The 14,555-nt window shown below is 59.8% G+C and carries 15 protein-coding genes; 14 read left to right on the forward strand and 1 reads right to left on the reverse strand.

Annotated features, from left to right (window positions below; genetic code table 11):
- The first annotated feature begins 15 nt into the window (after positions 1 to 15).
- Positions 16 to 741, forward strand: coding sequence for a hypothetical protein (locus Q0899_RS02925; protein WP_299191050.1), 726 nt, complete (start codon positions 16 to 18; stop codon positions 739 to 741).
- Here the strand turns inward: Q0899_RS02925 and Q0899_RS02930 are convergent.
- The gene (locus tag Q0899_RS02930) at positions 735 to 2,684 is read right to left on the reverse strand and encodes a 4Fe-4S binding protein (protein ID WP_299191051.1); all 1,950 of its coding nucleotides are present in this window, start codon (positions 2,682 to 2,684) and stop codon (positions 735 to 737) included. The genes Q0899_RS02925 and Q0899_RS02930 overlap by 7 nt on opposite strands.
- Positions 2,685 to 3,047: 363 nt before the next feature.
- Between Q0899_RS02930 and Q0899_RS02935 the strand changes: the two genes are divergently transcribed.
- The 13 genes from Q0899_RS02935 to Q0899_RS02995 all read left to right on the forward strand — a co-directional run bounded on the left by Q0899_RS02935 (position 3,048) and on the right by Q0899_RS02995 (position 14,503).
- Positions 3,048 to 3,578 (forward strand): DUF3305 domain-containing protein, encoded by a 531-nt coding sequence (locus Q0899_RS02935; protein WP_299195191.1) that lies wholly within the window; start codon positions 3,048 to 3,050, stop codon positions 3,576 to 3,578.
- Entirely contained in the window at positions 3,575 to 4,174 is a 600-nt protein-coding gene (locus Q0899_RS02940) for a DUF3306 domain-containing protein (RefSeq protein WP_298291855.1), read from the forward strand. The genes Q0899_RS02935 and Q0899_RS02940 overlap by 4 nt, the downstream gene beginning before the upstream one ends.
- Positions 4,171 to 4,776, forward strand: coding sequence for a molecular chaperone (locus Q0899_RS02945; RefSeq protein ID WP_298291854.1), 606 nt, complete (start codon positions 4,171 to 4,173; stop codon positions 4,774 to 4,776). The genes Q0899_RS02940 and Q0899_RS02945 overlap by 4 nt, the downstream gene beginning before the upstream one ends.
- 57 nt (positions 4,777 to 4,833) lie before the next feature.
- Positions 4,834 to 5,025, forward strand: coding sequence for a twin-arginine translocation signal domain-containing protein (locus Q0899_RS02950; protein WP_298291853.1), 192 nt, complete (start codon positions 4,834 to 4,836; stop codon positions 5,023 to 5,025).
- 117 nt (positions 5,026 to 5,142) lie between these two features.
- Positions 5,143 to 8,037, forward strand: coding sequence for a formate dehydrogenase subunit alpha (locus Q0899_RS02955; protein ID WP_298358129.1), 2,895 nt, complete (start codon positions 5,143 to 5,145; stop codon positions 8,035 to 8,037).
- A gap of 13 nt (positions 8,038 to 8,050) precedes the next feature.
- Positions 8,051 to 8,644 carry a formate dehydrogenase FDH3 subunit beta gene (gene fdh3B / locus Q0899_RS02960; RefSeq protein WP_298291851.1) on the forward strand — a complete coding sequence of 198 codons (594 nt, stop codon included), beginning with the start codon at positions 8,051 to 8,053 and terminating at the stop codon, positions 8,642 to 8,644.
- 83 nt (positions 8,645 to 8,727) lie between these two features.
- Complete coding sequence (locus Q0899_RS02965) at positions 8,728 to 9,924, forward strand: formate dehydrogenase subunit gamma (protein ID WP_299191052.1); 1,197 nt, start codon at positions 8,728 to 8,730, stop codon at positions 9,922 to 9,924.
- Entirely contained in the window at positions 9,925 to 11,253 is a 1,329-nt protein-coding gene (locus tag Q0899_RS02970) for a c-type cytochrome (RefSeq protein ID WP_299191053.1), read from the forward strand. It begins immediately after the preceding gene.
- Between the two features lies 1 nt (position 11,254).
- Positions 11,255 to 11,383 carry a hypothetical protein gene (locus Q0899_RS02975; protein WP_298358121.1) on the forward strand — a complete coding sequence of 43 codons (129 nt, stop codon included), beginning with the start codon at positions 11,255 to 11,257 and terminating at the stop codon, positions 11,381 to 11,383.
- 30 nt (positions 11,384 to 11,413) lie between these two features.
- Positions 11,414 to 12,118: an ABC transporter permease gene (locus tag Q0899_RS02980; RefSeq protein WP_298358118.1), complete on the forward strand. Its 705-nt coding sequence runs from the start codon at positions 11,414 to 11,416 to the stop codon at positions 12,116 to 12,118.
- Positions 12,112 to 12,828, forward strand: a complete 717-nt coding sequence (locus Q0899_RS02985) for an ATP-binding cassette domain-containing protein (RefSeq protein ID WP_299195194.1) — start codon at positions 12,112 to 12,114, stop codon at positions 12,826 to 12,828. Before Q0899_RS02980 ends, Q0899_RS02985 begins: the two co-directional genes overlap by 7 nt.
- 20 nt (positions 12,829 to 12,848) lie before the next feature.
- On the forward strand, positions 12,849 to 13,622 hold the full coding sequence (locus Q0899_RS02990; RefSeq protein WP_298358299.1) for a substrate-binding domain-containing protein: 774 nt from the start codon (positions 12,849 to 12,851) through the stop codon (positions 13,620 to 13,622).
- Between the two features lie 113 nt (positions 13,623 to 13,735).
- Positions 13,736 to 14,503, forward strand: a complete 768-nt coding sequence (locus tag Q0899_RS02995) for an SDR family NAD(P)-dependent oxidoreductase (RefSeq protein ID WP_299191054.1) — start codon at positions 13,736 to 13,738, stop codon at positions 14,501 to 14,503.
- The last annotated feature ends 52 nt before the right edge of the window (positions 14,504 to 14,555 follow it).

Below are 14,555 nucleotides of genomic sequence, written 5' to 3' on the forward strand. Positions count from 1 at the left end.
TTTGGAGCCGTCGGAATGTGGAAATACATTGCATTGACTACCGCTATTGCTGCCTCGCCCGCGTTGTCGCAGGACAAAGCGTTCACCTTGCAAGCCCCTGATGAGCTGTCTGAAACCGGGTTCTTGAAGCACCTGCTGCCTCGATTCTCCCTTAAGACCGGCATCCGCATCACCGTTCAGGACAGGGCCGCGGACGCCGCCTTTGGCACAGACGGGACGCCGGTGTTTCGTCAGGATGCGACCATTTGGTTTCTTGCCAGGACGGACAATGCGTTCACCGACGCTTTCGCCGACTGGCTGGCCTCTGATGTGGGCAAACGCACCATTGAGGCCTTCGCGCCGGATGGCACGCCGATGTTCAGCGCCGATGTAGGCGCAAAGGTCGAGCCCCGTGCGGTCGCCTTGAGCGGCGATGCACAGCTTGGCGAACGCATCAGCCTGCAGCAATGTGGCAGGTGCCACGTGGTCAATGACACCAACCGCATGAACGCTATTGGCTCCAGCCCGTCTTTTGGGTTGCTGCGGACGTTTCCCGATTGGCAGGAACGGTTTGAGACGTTTTTCCTGCTCAAGCCGCATCCGGCCTTCACGCAGGTCGAAGACGTGACCGACCCGTTTGCCGCGCATTTGCCTTCGCCGATTGCGCCGATCGAAGTCACCCTTGAGGACATCGAGGCGATCACGGCCTTTGTCGGCTCGATCATGCCGTCCGACCTTGGAGCGCCCATACAAACTCAGTGATCCCGGCGTTTGGACAGGTAGTCATCTGTGGTGCGCACACGGGGCCTCTCGCCGCCTTGAAACGGGTTGTCGGTGGAATGGTACTGCGCCTGAATGCGGCAATTGTCGCACATCTGGATCATCTTGGCGGCGTCTGAGCTGGCGAACATCGCATGGTTGCCCGCCAGCTTTTCGGTAATCCGCTCCACCGTTGATTTCACGCCAAAGAGCGTGCCGCATTCGATGCAGGCAAAGGGTTCTTCTTCGTGCAAGACCCGCTGCGACAGGGCCGCGTCCGTAAGGTCGAGCTGTGGCTGCAAGGTGATCGCTTTCTCGGGGCATATATTGGCGCATAGGCCACATTGCAGGCAGGCATCTTCCTGAAAGCGCAACTGCGGCATATCAGGGTTGTCGCCCAGCGCGCCCGACGGGCAGAGCGAGACGCAGGACAGGCACAAAGTGCAGGCTGAGGTGTCAACGAGCACGGCACCGTAAGGCGCACCCCGGGGGAGCGTTACTTGCTCTGCGTCCGGTTGCAGCGCTTTCGCGGCCAACCTTGTGACTTGCCGCCGCGTGCCCATTGGCAAGATAGGGTCGCAGCTCAGGGCTGCGCTATGATCATCAAACAACGCCTCAGAGAGCGCATCAGGGTCGGCGGCCTGCAGGATGTGAACGGCTCCCTCATGTCCAGCCAATGCGCGGGCGAGGGCCGCCTGTTCTTCGATCACGTCGATTTCCGTTTTCGGCGCCGGCAATACGGCAACATGGCCAAAGCCGCAGGCGAGCGCTGCCAGCATCTCGGCATGGCCGAACCCGGCTAAAGCTTCGACCTGCAAGGGTATGATATTATGAGGTAAACCGCGTCCAATCCGGGCAGAGAGGGAGATCAGTTCCATCCCGAATTCGGCGTCATGAACCAACAGGCGCGGGTCTGTCCCGCCTGCGGTGCGATAGGTCGACGCCAAGGTGGTCAACCGCCTGAAGATCGTCTCCACAGGCGGCGCGTCGTAGCTGATTGCCCCGGACGGGCAGACCGCCGCGCAGGACCCGCATCCGGCGCAAATCATCGGATCGACCGTCACATGTTCGCCCGCAGGTGTGATCGCCCCAGTAGGGCAGACATTCAGGCAATTCGAGCAGGCCGGTTTTTCTGCGCGGCTATGGGCGCACAGGCTTGCCTCCATCCTCACGTAAAGTGGTTTCTCGAAAGTGCCGATCAACTTTGACGCGGCAAGGACCGCTTTGGCGACCGATGGGGCATGCGCGGGGTCAGCGCGGAGATAGCCCTCGCGCTTATCGGGGGCAGCGACGAGAGCAGTGCCGCCGGAGATATCCAAGATAACATCGCAGTCCGACACGGCGCCTTCTACAGGCTGGCCAAGCGCGAATGCGCCGCGCCCGCCGGTGACAATCTGCTGCAATGCGCCAAATCTGATGGAAAAACGGCCAAGCGCGCCATCCACCTTGCGCACCTCGCCAACCACACAGTCAAAGCGGCGGTCGGCAGGAACATGTTCGGCGTCAGGGAGGAGCACCGTCACCGCCATAATATCACAGAGGTCTTCTGCGGCTTGAATCGCCGCCGAGCCACCGATGATCAGGCAGGTCCCTTCAGAAACAATATCGACGGCTTTACCGGGGTGGGCGCTCAGCGCTGCTTCGGCGACAAGCGCCGCCATTTTGGGCCCGCCATCACCTTCTCCCCATCCCGCGCGATCGCGAAGGTCAACGAAGCCCGGCGGGTCAATTTCCAACTCATCCGCCAGCTCTTCAAACTGCTGGCGTTCCTGCTGGCAGGCGATGATCGCATCACCGTCGGCGATCTCCTTTGCCGCAGCATCCAACTGGTCCATGCAAAGGCTGGTGTAGATCTTCGAACAGGCCATCCCACAAGCCGCCTCGATCGCGCCTGCGTCAACGGATTGGCTGCCCAGACAATCGCACAAAATCAGCTTCTTTGACATCGAATCTCCTATGTGCCGGAACGGCCCGTGGCGCCAGCACCTGCAACGCTAGTCGTGATTCTGTGGCGGCGTAAACCCGTTTCGTCCATTCCGCAGCCCGCCAATCAATGCTGCGATTGCAAAGGAAATTCATGACTAAAACACTTGGAAAGCAGGCGAGATGTTAGCGCCACCGTTATTATTCAGCCGCTACAGCCGGCGCAGGTTTCGCGGAGAAAATGCCGCGTCGCAGAACCCCGTGATTGTGATCAAACCCGCCGCAAAAATCGTTTTGAGATTGCCCATGCGTCATGCACGATGCTGACAGCAAGCACGACGCTCGCCGGGGGGAATGTGACAAACGCTACCCAAAAATCCATTTCGATGCCCTTGGGGATTGTGATCCGCAAGGTGCCTGGCGTTACGCGCTGGGTCAGCCATATCTGGAAAGCAGTTGCCGTTTTGCCGGGCGCAGGCGAGGCCAGCTGGAAAGAATTGCGCCGCGACGGCGACACCATAGAATATCACGCCGCGACCGTCCCGCTTGAGCTGTTTCGGACGGACACAGAGGCGTATCTGCACGGGCTGTCAGCCAAAGTGCCATCTATCTATGTGGTAATGCGCGAAAGCGGCAGCGGCCATCCGCTTGAGTTCGTACTGGCCACGGCATCACCCTACGAGGCACAGGACTACGCCGATACCGGCGAAGAGTTGGTCGAGAAAGTGCCGATGCCCGAAGGGCTCATTGCCTGGGTTCGCGACTATGTTGAGCAACACCACGAAGATGAGGTGTTTGTGAAGCGCAAGCGCAAGAACGCCCGCGTTGATCTGAAGGAAGACGGGATAGGCGACGCGCGTATCCGGCAGGCGGCCGATGTCTACCGCGCGCCCTCCACCAAGGAAACGGTGCATTGAGCGGGGAGCAGAATTTCTGGTCCCGCCGCAAGGCGAGGGTACAGGCTGAAGCCGAAGCCGAAGTGGCCGCTGTTGAGGCGCAGGCTTTGGCGGAAGAACATGCCGAGCTTGAAGAGCTGAGCGACGCTGAGATTTTGGCAACGCTTGAATTGCCGGACCCGGACACGCTGAAGATGGGCGACGACTTCAAGGCCTTCATGGCACAGGCTGTCCCGGACCGTATCCGCCGGCGCGCATTGCGCACGCTTTGGCGATCCAACCCCGTTTTGGCCAATGTAGATATGCTGGTCGATTACGGTGAGGATTTTACCGACAAGGCGACCGTCATTGAGAACATGCAGACCGCCTATCAGGTCGGCAAAGGCATGTTGAAGCATGTTGAGGAAATGGCGCGACAAGCGGCGGAGAAGGAAACCCCGCCTGAGCCGGAGGACGAAATTGTAGACGAGGTCGAGGAAGAAGACGTCCTGCTCGCATCCGTTGAAGACGAGATCGTTGAATTGGAGGAGGCCGATCCCCACGCGGAGATCGAAGAGGCATATGCCGCCCCGACACCGCGCCGCATGAAATTCAGACGAGAGGAGAGCGCCGCGTGAGTGCAGCTGTTGACACCAAGGTGGCCTCAGAGGACCGGCTTCGCGCTGACCTCTACAACTTCTTGGGGTTGATGCTGTCCGGCCCGCCTGACCAAATCCTTCTGGATCAATGCGCGGGCCTTTCGGGCGACGAAAGCGACCTTGGCAAGGCCATCGGTGGTTTGTCGCGCGTTGCGAAGGCCACCAAGCCCAAGAAGGTCGAAAGCGAGTTCAACGCGCTGTTCATAGGTTTGGGGCGCGGCGAGTTGCTGCCCTATGCCAGTTACTACCTGACGGGGTTTCTGAACGAAAAACCCTTGGCTGCTTTGCGCACCGACATGGCGACGCGCGGCATGACGCGGGCGCAGAACGTGTACGAGCCAGAGGATAACATCGCCTCTTTGATGGAGATGATGGGCGGCATGATCGTGGGCCGCTTCGGCACGCCTGCGACACTCGACGACCAAAAGCAGTTCTTTAACAAGCACATCGCCCCATGGGCGGGACATTTCTATGCCGATCTGGAGGCCGCGAAAAACTCGGTTCTATATGCCTCGCTTGGCAGCGTGGGCAAGGCATTCATGGAGATTGAGCGCGAGGCGTTCAGAATGACCGCAGGCTAGCTATCTGCGATGAAACCGGCGGGGATGCCCGCCACCAACAGGAAGGGGAGACATCCCATGACCAAGAAGACTGAGGACGGCACAAGCCGCCGCGATTTTCTGAAACTGGCTGGCACGACCGCGCCGGTTGCTGCTGTGGCATTGGCCACCGGCACGACCGAGGCAGAGGCGCGACCAGCAGACCTGACATCCGACAAGATGCAGGACACCGCGCATACCCGCGCCTATCTCGACAGCGCCCGCTTCTAGGACGCCGTCAATGACGACCCTCACGGCGACTGGTTGCGTGACGCCCGACTGCCACGAGGTCCATTCGAAATCCTGCAAGCCCAACAAGTGGTGGGTAAGCTCAGGGGAGGAACTAAAATGCTAAGGAAAAAGACCAACGGGGTAGCGCGACGCCCCCAGCGGACCGGTATCCTGTCTGACATCGCGGAAAAATCCGTAGATCGCCGCAGCTTCCTGCGCGGCAGCGGTTTGGCCATTGGTGGCCTTGCTGCAATTTCGGCCACGGGGGGCTCGGTCACCCAGGCAACGGCACAAACGGCAGCCGACGGCGCGGTTGAGCTGGTCAAATCTGTCTGCACCCACTGCTCTGTCGGGTGTACCGTTGTGGCAGAGGTCAGCAACGGCGTCTGGACGGGGCAGGAGCCCGGTTGGGACAGCCCGTTCAACCTTGGCGCGCATTGCGCGAAAGGGGCCGCTGTTCGGGAGCACGCCCATGGCGAGCGCCGCCTGAAATACCCGATGAAGAAAGAGGGCGGAGAGTGGAAGCGCATCAGCTGGGAGCAAGCGATCGACGAGATCGGCGACGGCATGATGAACATCCGCGAGGAGAGCGGGCCGGACTCGGTCTACTGGCTTGGCTCCGCGAAGCACAATAACGAGCAGGCCTACCTGTTCCGTAAGTTCGCTGCCTATTGGGGCACCAACAACGTCGACCACCAGGCACGGATTTGTCACTCCACCACGGTTGCTGGCGTAGCAAACACATGGGGCTACGGCGCCATGACCAACAGCTACAACGACATCCACAACTCCAAAGCGATCTTCATCATCGGCGGCAACCCAGCTGAGGCGCACCCTGTTTCCCTGCTGCACCTGTTGCGCGCGAAAGAGCAGAACAACGCGCCCGTGATCGTTTGCGATCCACGGTTCACCCGCACGGCGGCCCATGCTGATGAGTATGTGCGCTTCCGTCCGGGCACCGACGTGGCTCTGGTCTGGGGCATCCTGTGGCACATCTTCGACAACGGCTGGGAGGACAAAGAGTTCATCCGCACCCGTGTGTGGGGCATGGACCAAATTCAGGAAGAAGTTGCGAAGTGGACCCCTGAAGAGGTCGAACGCGTCACCGGCGCACCCGGCTCTCAGCTGAAGCGCGTTGCGCGGACCATGGCCAACAACCGCCCCGGCACCGTGATCTGGTGCATGGGTGGCACGCAGCACACCAACGGCAACAACAACACGCGCGCTTACTGCGTGTTGCAGTTGGCGCTGGGCAACATGGGCACAAGCGGGGGTGGCACGAACATTTTCCGTGGCCACGACAACGTGCAGGGCGCAACTGACCTTGGCGTTCTGTCCCATACGCTGCCTGGCTATTACGGCCTGTCTGCCGGATCATGGGCCCATTGGGCCCGTGTCTGGGGTGAGGATGACGATTGGCTGAAAGGCCAGTTTGCCACCTCCAAGAACGCGGAAGGCAAGGACCAGTCCTTGCAGCAGCTGACGGGCATTCCGGTGTCGCGCTGGATCGACGGTGTGCTGGAAGACCCCGAGAACATGGACAACCCGAACAAGGTGCGCGCCATGGTGCTTTGGGGCCATGCGCCGAACTCGCAGACCCGGATGAAGGAGATGAAGACCGCGATGGAGCAGCTCGATATGCTGGTCGTCGTGGACCCATATCCAACGGTCTCAGCGGTGCTGCATGACAGAACGGATGGCGTTTACCTGCTGCCGGCCTGTACGCAGTTCGAAACCCGTGGCTCGGTTACGGCGTCGAACCGGTCCTTCCAGTGGCGCGACAAGGTTGTCGACCCGCTGTTCGAAAGCCTGCCGGACGAGGTCATCATGGCCAAATTCGCCAACAAATTCGGCTGGGCCGACCGCTTCTTCCGCAACATTGAGATGGAAGATGCCGAGACGCCTGTTGTTGAGAGCATTACACGCGAATTCAACAAAGGCATGTGGACCATTGGCTATACCGGCCAGGACCCTGACCGCATCAAGATGCACATGGCCAACCAGCACACGTTCGACAGAACGACGCTGCAAGCTGTGGGCGGACCGGCGGATGGCGACTATTACGGCCTGCCATGGCCGTCCTGGGGCACTGCCGAGATGAAGCACCCCGGCACACCCAACCTCTATGACATGTCCAAACGTGTCTCCGAGGGTGGCCTGACCTTCCGCGCGCGCTTCGGCGTGGAACGCGACGGTGACAACCTTCTGGCCGAAGGCGTCTACAGCTTGGACTCGGATATCCAGGACGGATACCCCGAATTCACCATGCAGATGTTGATGGACCTTGGTTGGGACAGCGAGCTGACGGCGGAAGAACGCGCCGTCATCGACGGTATCGCAGGGCTGAAGACCAACTGGAAAACCGATCTGTCAGGCGGCATCCAGCGGGTGGCCATTGCGCATGAATGTGCGCCGTTCGGCAATGCCAAGGCACGTGCCGTGGTCTGGACCTTCCCTGATCCAGTGCCGGTTCACCGCGAGCCGCTTTACACCAACCGCCGCGATCTTGTGGCCGACTACCCGACATATGAGGACCGGAAGTTCTACAGGCTTCCGACCATGTATGCCTCGATCCAGAAGAACGACTTCTCGAAGGATTATCCAATGATCCTGACATCCGGTCGTCTGGTCGAGTATGAGGGTGGCGGCGATGAAAGCCGGTCCAACCCGTGGCTGGCTGAGCTGCAGCAGGACATGTTCGTCGAGATCAACACCCGCGATGCCAACAACTTGGGCGTCAGGGATGGCGAACAGGTCTGGGTGGAAGGCCCGGAAGGCGCCAAGGTCAAAGTGATGGCCATGGTGACCGAACGTGTGGGTGAGGGCGTCGCCTTCATGCCGTTCCACTTTGGCGGCCATCTGGAAGGTGAAGACCTGAGGGGCAAATACCCCGACGGCGCGGATCCGTATGTGTTGGGCGAAAGCTCCAACACCGCGCAGACCTATGGCTATGATTCAGTAACCCAGATGCAGGAGACGAAAGCCACTCTCTGCAAAATCTCGGTAGCGTAAGGAGGACCAAGACATGGCAAGAGCAAAGTTTCTCGTCGACGCCGAACGCTGCATTGAATGCAACGCCTGCGTCACTGCCTGTAAGAACGAGCATGAGGTGCCGTGGGGCATCAACCGCCGGAAAGTCGTCACCATCAATGACGGCTCACCGGGTGAACGGTCGATTTCCGTGGCCTGCATGCACTGTTCCGATGCGCCTTGTATGGCGGTCTGCCCTGTAGACTGCTTCTACCAGAATGAGGAAGGGGTGGTTCTTCACTCCAAAGACCTCTGCATCGGGTGTGGATATTGCTTCTACGCGTGCCCCTTCGGCGCGCCGCAATTCCCGCAAGCGGCCAATTTTGGGTCCCGCGGCAAGATGGACAAATGCACCTTCTGCGCCGGTGGGCCGGAGGAAAACCATTCCACAGCCGAGTTCCAGAAATACGGACGCAACCGGATCGCAGAAGGCAAACTGCCGATCTGCGCCGAGATGTGTTCGACCAAGGCGCTGCTGGCAGGTGATGGTGACATCGTGTCCGGCATCTACCGTGAACGGGTCGTTGCCCGTGGCTTCGGCTCCGGCGCATGGGGTTGGGGTTCGGCCTATGGTCGCCAGGACGGCTAACAGGCCCGATCTGGATATGTGAACAGAAAGGGCGATCCGAGCGGGTCGCCCTTTTTCGCCCATCTACAATCCGAGGAAACAAAATGCTGCGCACCCTGATTGCTTTGATGCTGACCTTGTCATTCATCTCGACCGCACACGCGCAAGAGGGGGAGGCACCTGACCGCAGTGTGACTGGCGGTGCGCAGACGCTTGAAGACATAATGGCCCGGCAACGGGGCGAGGAAGTCGACAACGCCTTCCGCAGCGAGGCGACGGGCGACCAGGAAAGCGCCGCTGGCATTGCCAGCCAACTTGGCACATTGGGCGGTGCGTCCGACCCGGAACTGTGGCGCGCGTTGCGGTTCGGATCTGCCAATATCACTGCGTCTAACAACAGCCCCACCGCGACCACCTTGATCCAGGATGGCGGCATGAAGTGGCTTGAATTCCGCGAGGGGCCGCTCTCCGTCTATGGTGCCTACTTGTTGCTCATTACGTTGGGGCTGCTCGGCGCATTCCTCATGATACGTGGCCGTATTACCATTGACGGCGAGAAGACGGGCCGCCGGATCACCCGCTTCAAGGCGGTTGAGCGTTTCGGCCATTGGCTGTTGGCAGGGTCGTTTATCCTGCTGGGTATCACCGGTTTGATCTCGTTGTTCGGGCGCAAAGTGCTGATCCCGGCTTTCGGGCATGAGACGTTTTCCTTCCTCGCCGTGGCGTCAAAATGGATCCACAACAACGTGTCGTGGGCCTTCATGCTGGCGCTGGTGATGATCTTTGTGATGTGGGTGATCCATAATTTGCCAGATCGCACTGACCTTAACTGGATCCGCAAGGGTGGCGGTATCTTCTCGGACGGGCATCCGCCGGCCAAGAAGTTCAATGCAGGGCAAAAGCTGATATTCTGGTCCGTGATTGTGCTGGGTACCTCGATTTCCGTGTCGGGCCTCGCGCTGCTGTTCCCTTTCGAAATCAACATGTTCGCGGCCACCTTTGCCAAGCTGAATTCCTTCGGCATCTCCGGCGCGCTGGGCTTGGGCGAATTGCGCGAAACGCTCGCCCCGCATGAGGAGATGCAATACGCGCAGCTCTGGCACGCAATTGTCAGCTTCGTGCTGATCGCGATCATCTTCGCTCACATCTACATCGGCACTGTCGGCATGGAGGGCGCTTATGACGCAATGGGCTCCGGCGAGGTGGAAGAGCAATGGGCGCGCGAGCACCATTCGATCTGGGCGGAGGAAGAATTGGCCAAGGGCGACAAAGCGCCTGAAAGCGCGACGCCCGCTGAGTAGATGCTTCGTGCGCTTGCCATAGCGACGTTCCTCGCAACCCCGCTGGCTGCGCAGGAATTCTTTACGCTCAAAGGCCATGGCGGACCGATCATGGACATTGCGGTGTCGTATGACGGAAGGATCGCGACCGCGAGCTTCGACAACTCAGTTGGGGTTTGGAATGGCGACGCCCCGACCTGGTTGGACGGGCACCGCGCGGCCGTGAATACGGTGGCCTACTACTCGAATTTTTTGCTGGCCTCGGGCGGCGATGACTTCGCAGTCAATGTCTGGGCCGATGACGGTGGCGGGGCAGAACTGGGCCGACACGAAGCGAAAGTGACCTCGCTTGATATCTGTCGCGAAACTGGAAATCTGATCGCCAGCGGCAGTTGGGACGCAACAATTGCTGTTTGGGATGTCGGACCATCTCTTGGCGACATCATGGTCGGCATTGGCAACTACCCAAAACGCCGCGCGTTGGAGGGGCATGACAGAGGCGTGAACGACATTGCGTTTTCGTCCGATTGCACGACGCTCTATTCTGCCTCCGCCGACGGCACGATCCGGGTTTGGGACGTCGCAACCGCGTCTCAGACGCATGTGCTGGTCAAGCATGGTTTCGGTGTGAACGAGCTGGAGTTGAATGAGGAGGCCGGCTGGTTGGCTTACGGCGCCGTGGATGGCGGCACCCGGATAGTCGATCTGGAAACAGGTGATCCAATTGCGGATTTCACGCTGGACCGCCGCCCGATCCTGGCAATGGATTTCAACGTGGTCACCAACCAATTGGCCGTTGGTGACGGGGAGGGGTTCATAATGGTGATTGATACCAAGAAACGCGAAATCACCCGGGATTTCAGGGCAACTCAGAGCGGGCCGATCTGGGCGCTCGCCTTTTCGCCCGCTGGCGGCAGCATCTATGCGGGCGGGATCGAAGACATACTGTATGGCTGGCCAGTGGAGACGCTGACCGAACACGGCCAGATGGACGGGGCGGAACGAAGTTTTCTCGAGGATCCGAAAACGCTGCCAAACGGAGAGCGCCAGTTTAAGCGGAAATGTTCCATCTGCCACACGCTGACCGCAGGTAGCGCGCGCAAGGCGGGGCCAAGTTTGCACAGGCTTTTTGGCCGAAAGGCGGGAACCGTGCCTGATTACGCCTATTCTGATATCCTTGATGGGTCAGAAATTGTCTGGTCCCGGGAGACGATCAATGCTTTGTTTGACGAGGGGCCGGATCACTACATTCCGGGGACGAAAATGCCGATGCAGCGCATTGTGAAGCAATCCGACCGGGATGACCTGATCGAGTATCTGCGCACTGCAACGGTGCAGGAGGAGAACTGAGATGAAAGCCATGCTTGCAGCCTTTTTGGCGATTGCCATCATCGCGGTTGGATCGAATATGGTATTGAACGAGGCCGGTTTTTCCAGTCAGGAGCGCGCCACGGGCTCTGCCGTGCGGCTTGATAACTGACGCGCGGTTGAGGGGTAGGGCCGCGACACCATGAATGAGATTTGGGCCGGTATTCAGGCGGCGTTCCGGCTGATATTCACGCTGAACGCGGATTTGGTGGAGATCACTCTGCGCTCACTTCAGGTCAGCCTGACTGCGCTCGTCATTGCCTCTGCCATTGCGTTGCCGTTCGGCACATGGCTTGCCATTCGTCGCTTCAGATACCGTCGTGCCACTATCGCTACGCTGAACGCGCTTATGGGGCTGCCGCCGGTAGTTGTAGGTCTGATCGTCTATCTGCTGTTGTCCCGGTCCGGACCTTTCGGGGTGATGGGACTGCTCTTTACCCCGACGGCGATGATCATCGCGCAGGTGATTATTATCACACCGTTGATCGCGTCGATAACCCACCAGGCCATGCGGGAGCTGTGGGCGGAGTATCACGACCTGCTAATTTCGCTCAACACCACCAAACGCCAGCGGGTTGCCACCTTGATCTGGGACGGAAGGCGCACGCTTCTCACGGCGGCTCTGGCGGGATTTGGCCGCGCTATTGGGGAGGTTGGGGCCATTATGATTGTCGGCGGTAACATTGACCACGCCACGCGCGTGTTGACGACCGCGATTGCGCTGGAAACCGGCAAAGGTGACTTTGCCCTGGCCTTGGGGTTGGGCTTTGTGCTGATTGCGCTCGCGCTATTGGTCAACTTTGCGATCCATGCCCTGTCCCGCACGGAGAGGGAGGGCACCTGGTGAGCCAGCCCATCTCGGTCCAATTGTCCGATGCTGTCGTGAAACGCCGGGGGAAGGCGGTGCTAGGCCCCATCACCCTGGATCTGGACATGTCCGGCTTCACCATCGTGTTGGGGCCAAACGGCGCGGGTAAAACCACGCTGTTGAAGGTGCTGCATGGCGTGGAGCGACTGTCTGAGGGGGCGGTAACATGGTCGATGCCGGAAGATGAGGCGCGCCAGGCGCAGGCTTATGTGTTTCAAAGCCCGATCATGCTGCGCAGGTCGGTCGGACAAAATCTGGCATATCCTTTGCAACTGCTGGGGATGGAGAAATCCGCCATTGCAGAGCGGGTGGCAGAATGGGCAGGCCGTATCGGATTGCAGGATGCGCTTGAGCGCCCTGCGCCACGATTGTCGGGCGGCGAACGGCAGAAGCTGGCGTTGGGACGTGCGCTGATCCGTGAACCTCAGGTTCTGTTTCTCGACGAGCCCTGCGCAAATCTGGATGGTCGCTCGACCAGAGAAATCGAAACGCTGTTGCAGCAGGCCGCCAAATCCGGCACGCATATCATAATGACCACCCATGATTTGGGCCAGGCCAAACGCCTTGCGCGCAATGTCGTGTTTCTTTTGAACGGTGCGCTGCATGAACAGGGCGTGGCCGAAGAATTTTTTGCTGGCCCGCATACGGCGGAGGCCAGGTCATTCCTGAAAGGGGATATTGTCGAGTGATCCGTGTCCTAGCCGCCTTGATGATCTTGCTGGCCAGCCCGCTCGGCGCGGAGACGATGAAGCTGGCGGTCACCACCAGTTTTCACAATTCCGGCCTGTCGGATGTCTTGTTGCCCGAGATCAAGGCCGAAACCGGGATGGATGTTCAATTGCTGGTCGTGGGGACGGGGCAGGCATTGCGGCTCGGGCGGGCAGGCGACGTTGATGCTATTCTGGTCCATTCCAAAGCGGCGGAGGAAACCTTCGTTGCCGATGGTCACGCAACCCATCGCCGCGAAATCATGTACAATGATTTTGTGCTGGTCGGCCCATCCGACGATCCAGCCGGTATCGGCAACGCGCCGACTGTGACCTCCGTCCTGCAGCGCATCGCGGAAAAGGGGGCGTCGTTCATAAGTCGCGGCGACGAAAGCGGCACACATAAGATGGAGCAATCGTTGTGGCGCGCAGCCGAGCGCGACCCGGCGACGTTTGAAGGTTGGTACAAAGAAGTCGGCGCAGGCATGGGCGCAAGCCTCAACACGGCGTCGGCGCTGGACGCCTACATTCTGTCTGATCGCGCCAGTTGGCTGAACTTTGGCAACAAGGGTAACCTCGCGCTGCTGTTTGCGGGCGATCCGGCACTGTTTAACCAATACGCGTATCTTCCGGTAAACCCAGAAAACCACCCCCATGTGAATGCGGAGGCGGCCGGCACGCTGGAGATGTGGCTGACCTCCTCAAAAGCGCAGCAGCTGATCAACGGCTACGAGATCGACGGCGAGGCGCTGTTTGTCTTCAATGCGCTACCCTGACGCATTTGCGCCCCCCAATGAGGGGGCTATAGCGAGATTTCCAAAAATTAACTGTCTTTTAATGACCGGATCGCGCCAAGGGCGCGGGGCTGGATTTGGTAAGGGAAATCACCATGCAGGACTGGAACGGCGGATGCGCCATTGTAACGGGCGGGGCCTCTGGGCTCGGGGCCGCAACCGCAAGCAAATTGGCCGAGGACGGCCTGTACGTGGTGCTATTTGACCTCAATGAAGAGCAGGGCCGCGCTCATGCCGAGACCATTGGGGGAACCTTCATAAAAGTGGACGTGTCCGATCCTGCGTCAGTCACAGCCGGCTTGGGTGAGGCTGTGACGGCCGGCGGGCCTTTGCGGATCGCCGTCAATTGTGCAGGCATTGTCATCGGCGAAAAGACGGTGTCGCGTGGCGCAGCCCACGATCCGTTGAGCTTCGAAAAAGTAATGAAAGTCAATGTTTTAGGAAGCTTCAACGTGGCCAGTCAGGCGGCGGCGTTGATGGCCGCAAACGAGCCAGTCAATAGCGACGGCGCACGAGGGGTGATCGTAAACACAGCGTCAGTTGCGGCGTTCGATGGTCAAATCGGGCAGTTGGCCTACGCCACTTCAAAGGGTGCCATCGTCGGAATGACGCTGCCTATGGCGCGCGATCTTGCGGACAAGGGTATCCGCGTCTGCGCGATTGCGCCGGGGCTCTTCATGACCCCGCTGCTCAGCAGCTTGCCGGAGGATGTTCAGGCGTCGCTGGGCGCGCAGGTTCCATTTCCTTCCCGGCTGGGGGATCCGTCCGAATACGCAGCGATGGTCAGCCACATCACGCAAAACGCGATGCTGAATGGCGAGGTCATCCGTCTGGACGGCGCCATCCGCATGGCGCCGCGCTAAGGGGTATCTGAGGGGGAGGAGACGGCATTCAGCCGCGGCGTAACAGCGCAGG

Origin of the sequence: uncultured Litoreibacter sp., assembly GCF_947501785.1 — a bacterium.
Classification (GTDB): Bacteria; Pseudomonadota; Alphaproteobacteria; order Rhodobacterales; family Rhodobacteraceae; genus Litoreibacter.

Coding starts and splice junctions, on each gene's coding strand:
- Q0899_RS02990 (WP_298358299.1), top strand. CDS start 12,849: ATGATCTTGCTGGCCAGCCCGCTCGGCGCGGAGACGATGAAGCTGGCG.
- Q0899_RS02995 (WP_299191054.1), top strand. CDS start 13,736: ATGCAGGACTGGAACGGCGGATGCGCCATTGTAACGGGCGGGGCCTCT.
- Q0899_RS02925 (WP_299191050.1), top strand. CDS start 16: ATGTGGAAATACATTGCATTGACTACCGCTATTGCTGCCTCGCCCGCG.
- fdh3B (WP_298291851.1), top strand. CDS start 8,051: ATGGCAAGAGCAAAGTTTCTCGTCGACGCCGAACGCTGCATTGAATGC.
- Q0899_RS02975 (WP_298358121.1), top strand. CDS start 11,255: ATGAAAGCCATGCTTGCAGCCTTTTTGGCGATTGCCATCATCGCGGTT.
- Q0899_RS02965 (WP_299191052.1), top strand. CDS start 8,728: ATGCTGCGCACCCTGATTGCTTTGATGCTGACCTTGTCATTCATCTCG.
- Q0899_RS02970 (WP_299191053.1), top strand. CDS start 9,925: ATGCTTCGTGCGCTTGCCATAGCGACGTTCCTCGCAACCCCGCTGGCT.
- Q0899_RS02950 (WP_298291853.1), top strand. CDS start 4,834: ATGACCAAGAAGACTGAGGACGGCACAAGCCGCCGCGATTTTCTGAAA.
- Q0899_RS02930 (WP_299191051.1), bottom strand. CDS start 2,684: ATGTCAAAGAAGCTGATTTTGTGCGATTGTCTGGGCAGCCAATCCGTT.
- Q0899_RS02980 (WP_298358118.1), top strand. CDS start 11,414: ATGAATGAGATTTGGGCCGGTATTCAGGCGGCGTTCCGGCTGATATTC.
- Q0899_RS02935 (WP_299195191.1), top strand. CDS start 3,048: ATGCCCTTGGGGATTGTGATCCGCAAGGTGCCTGGCGTTACGCGCTGG.
- Q0899_RS02955 (WP_298358129.1), top strand. CDS start 5,143: ATGCTAAGGAAAAAGACCAACGGGGTAGCGCGACGCCCCCAGCGGACC.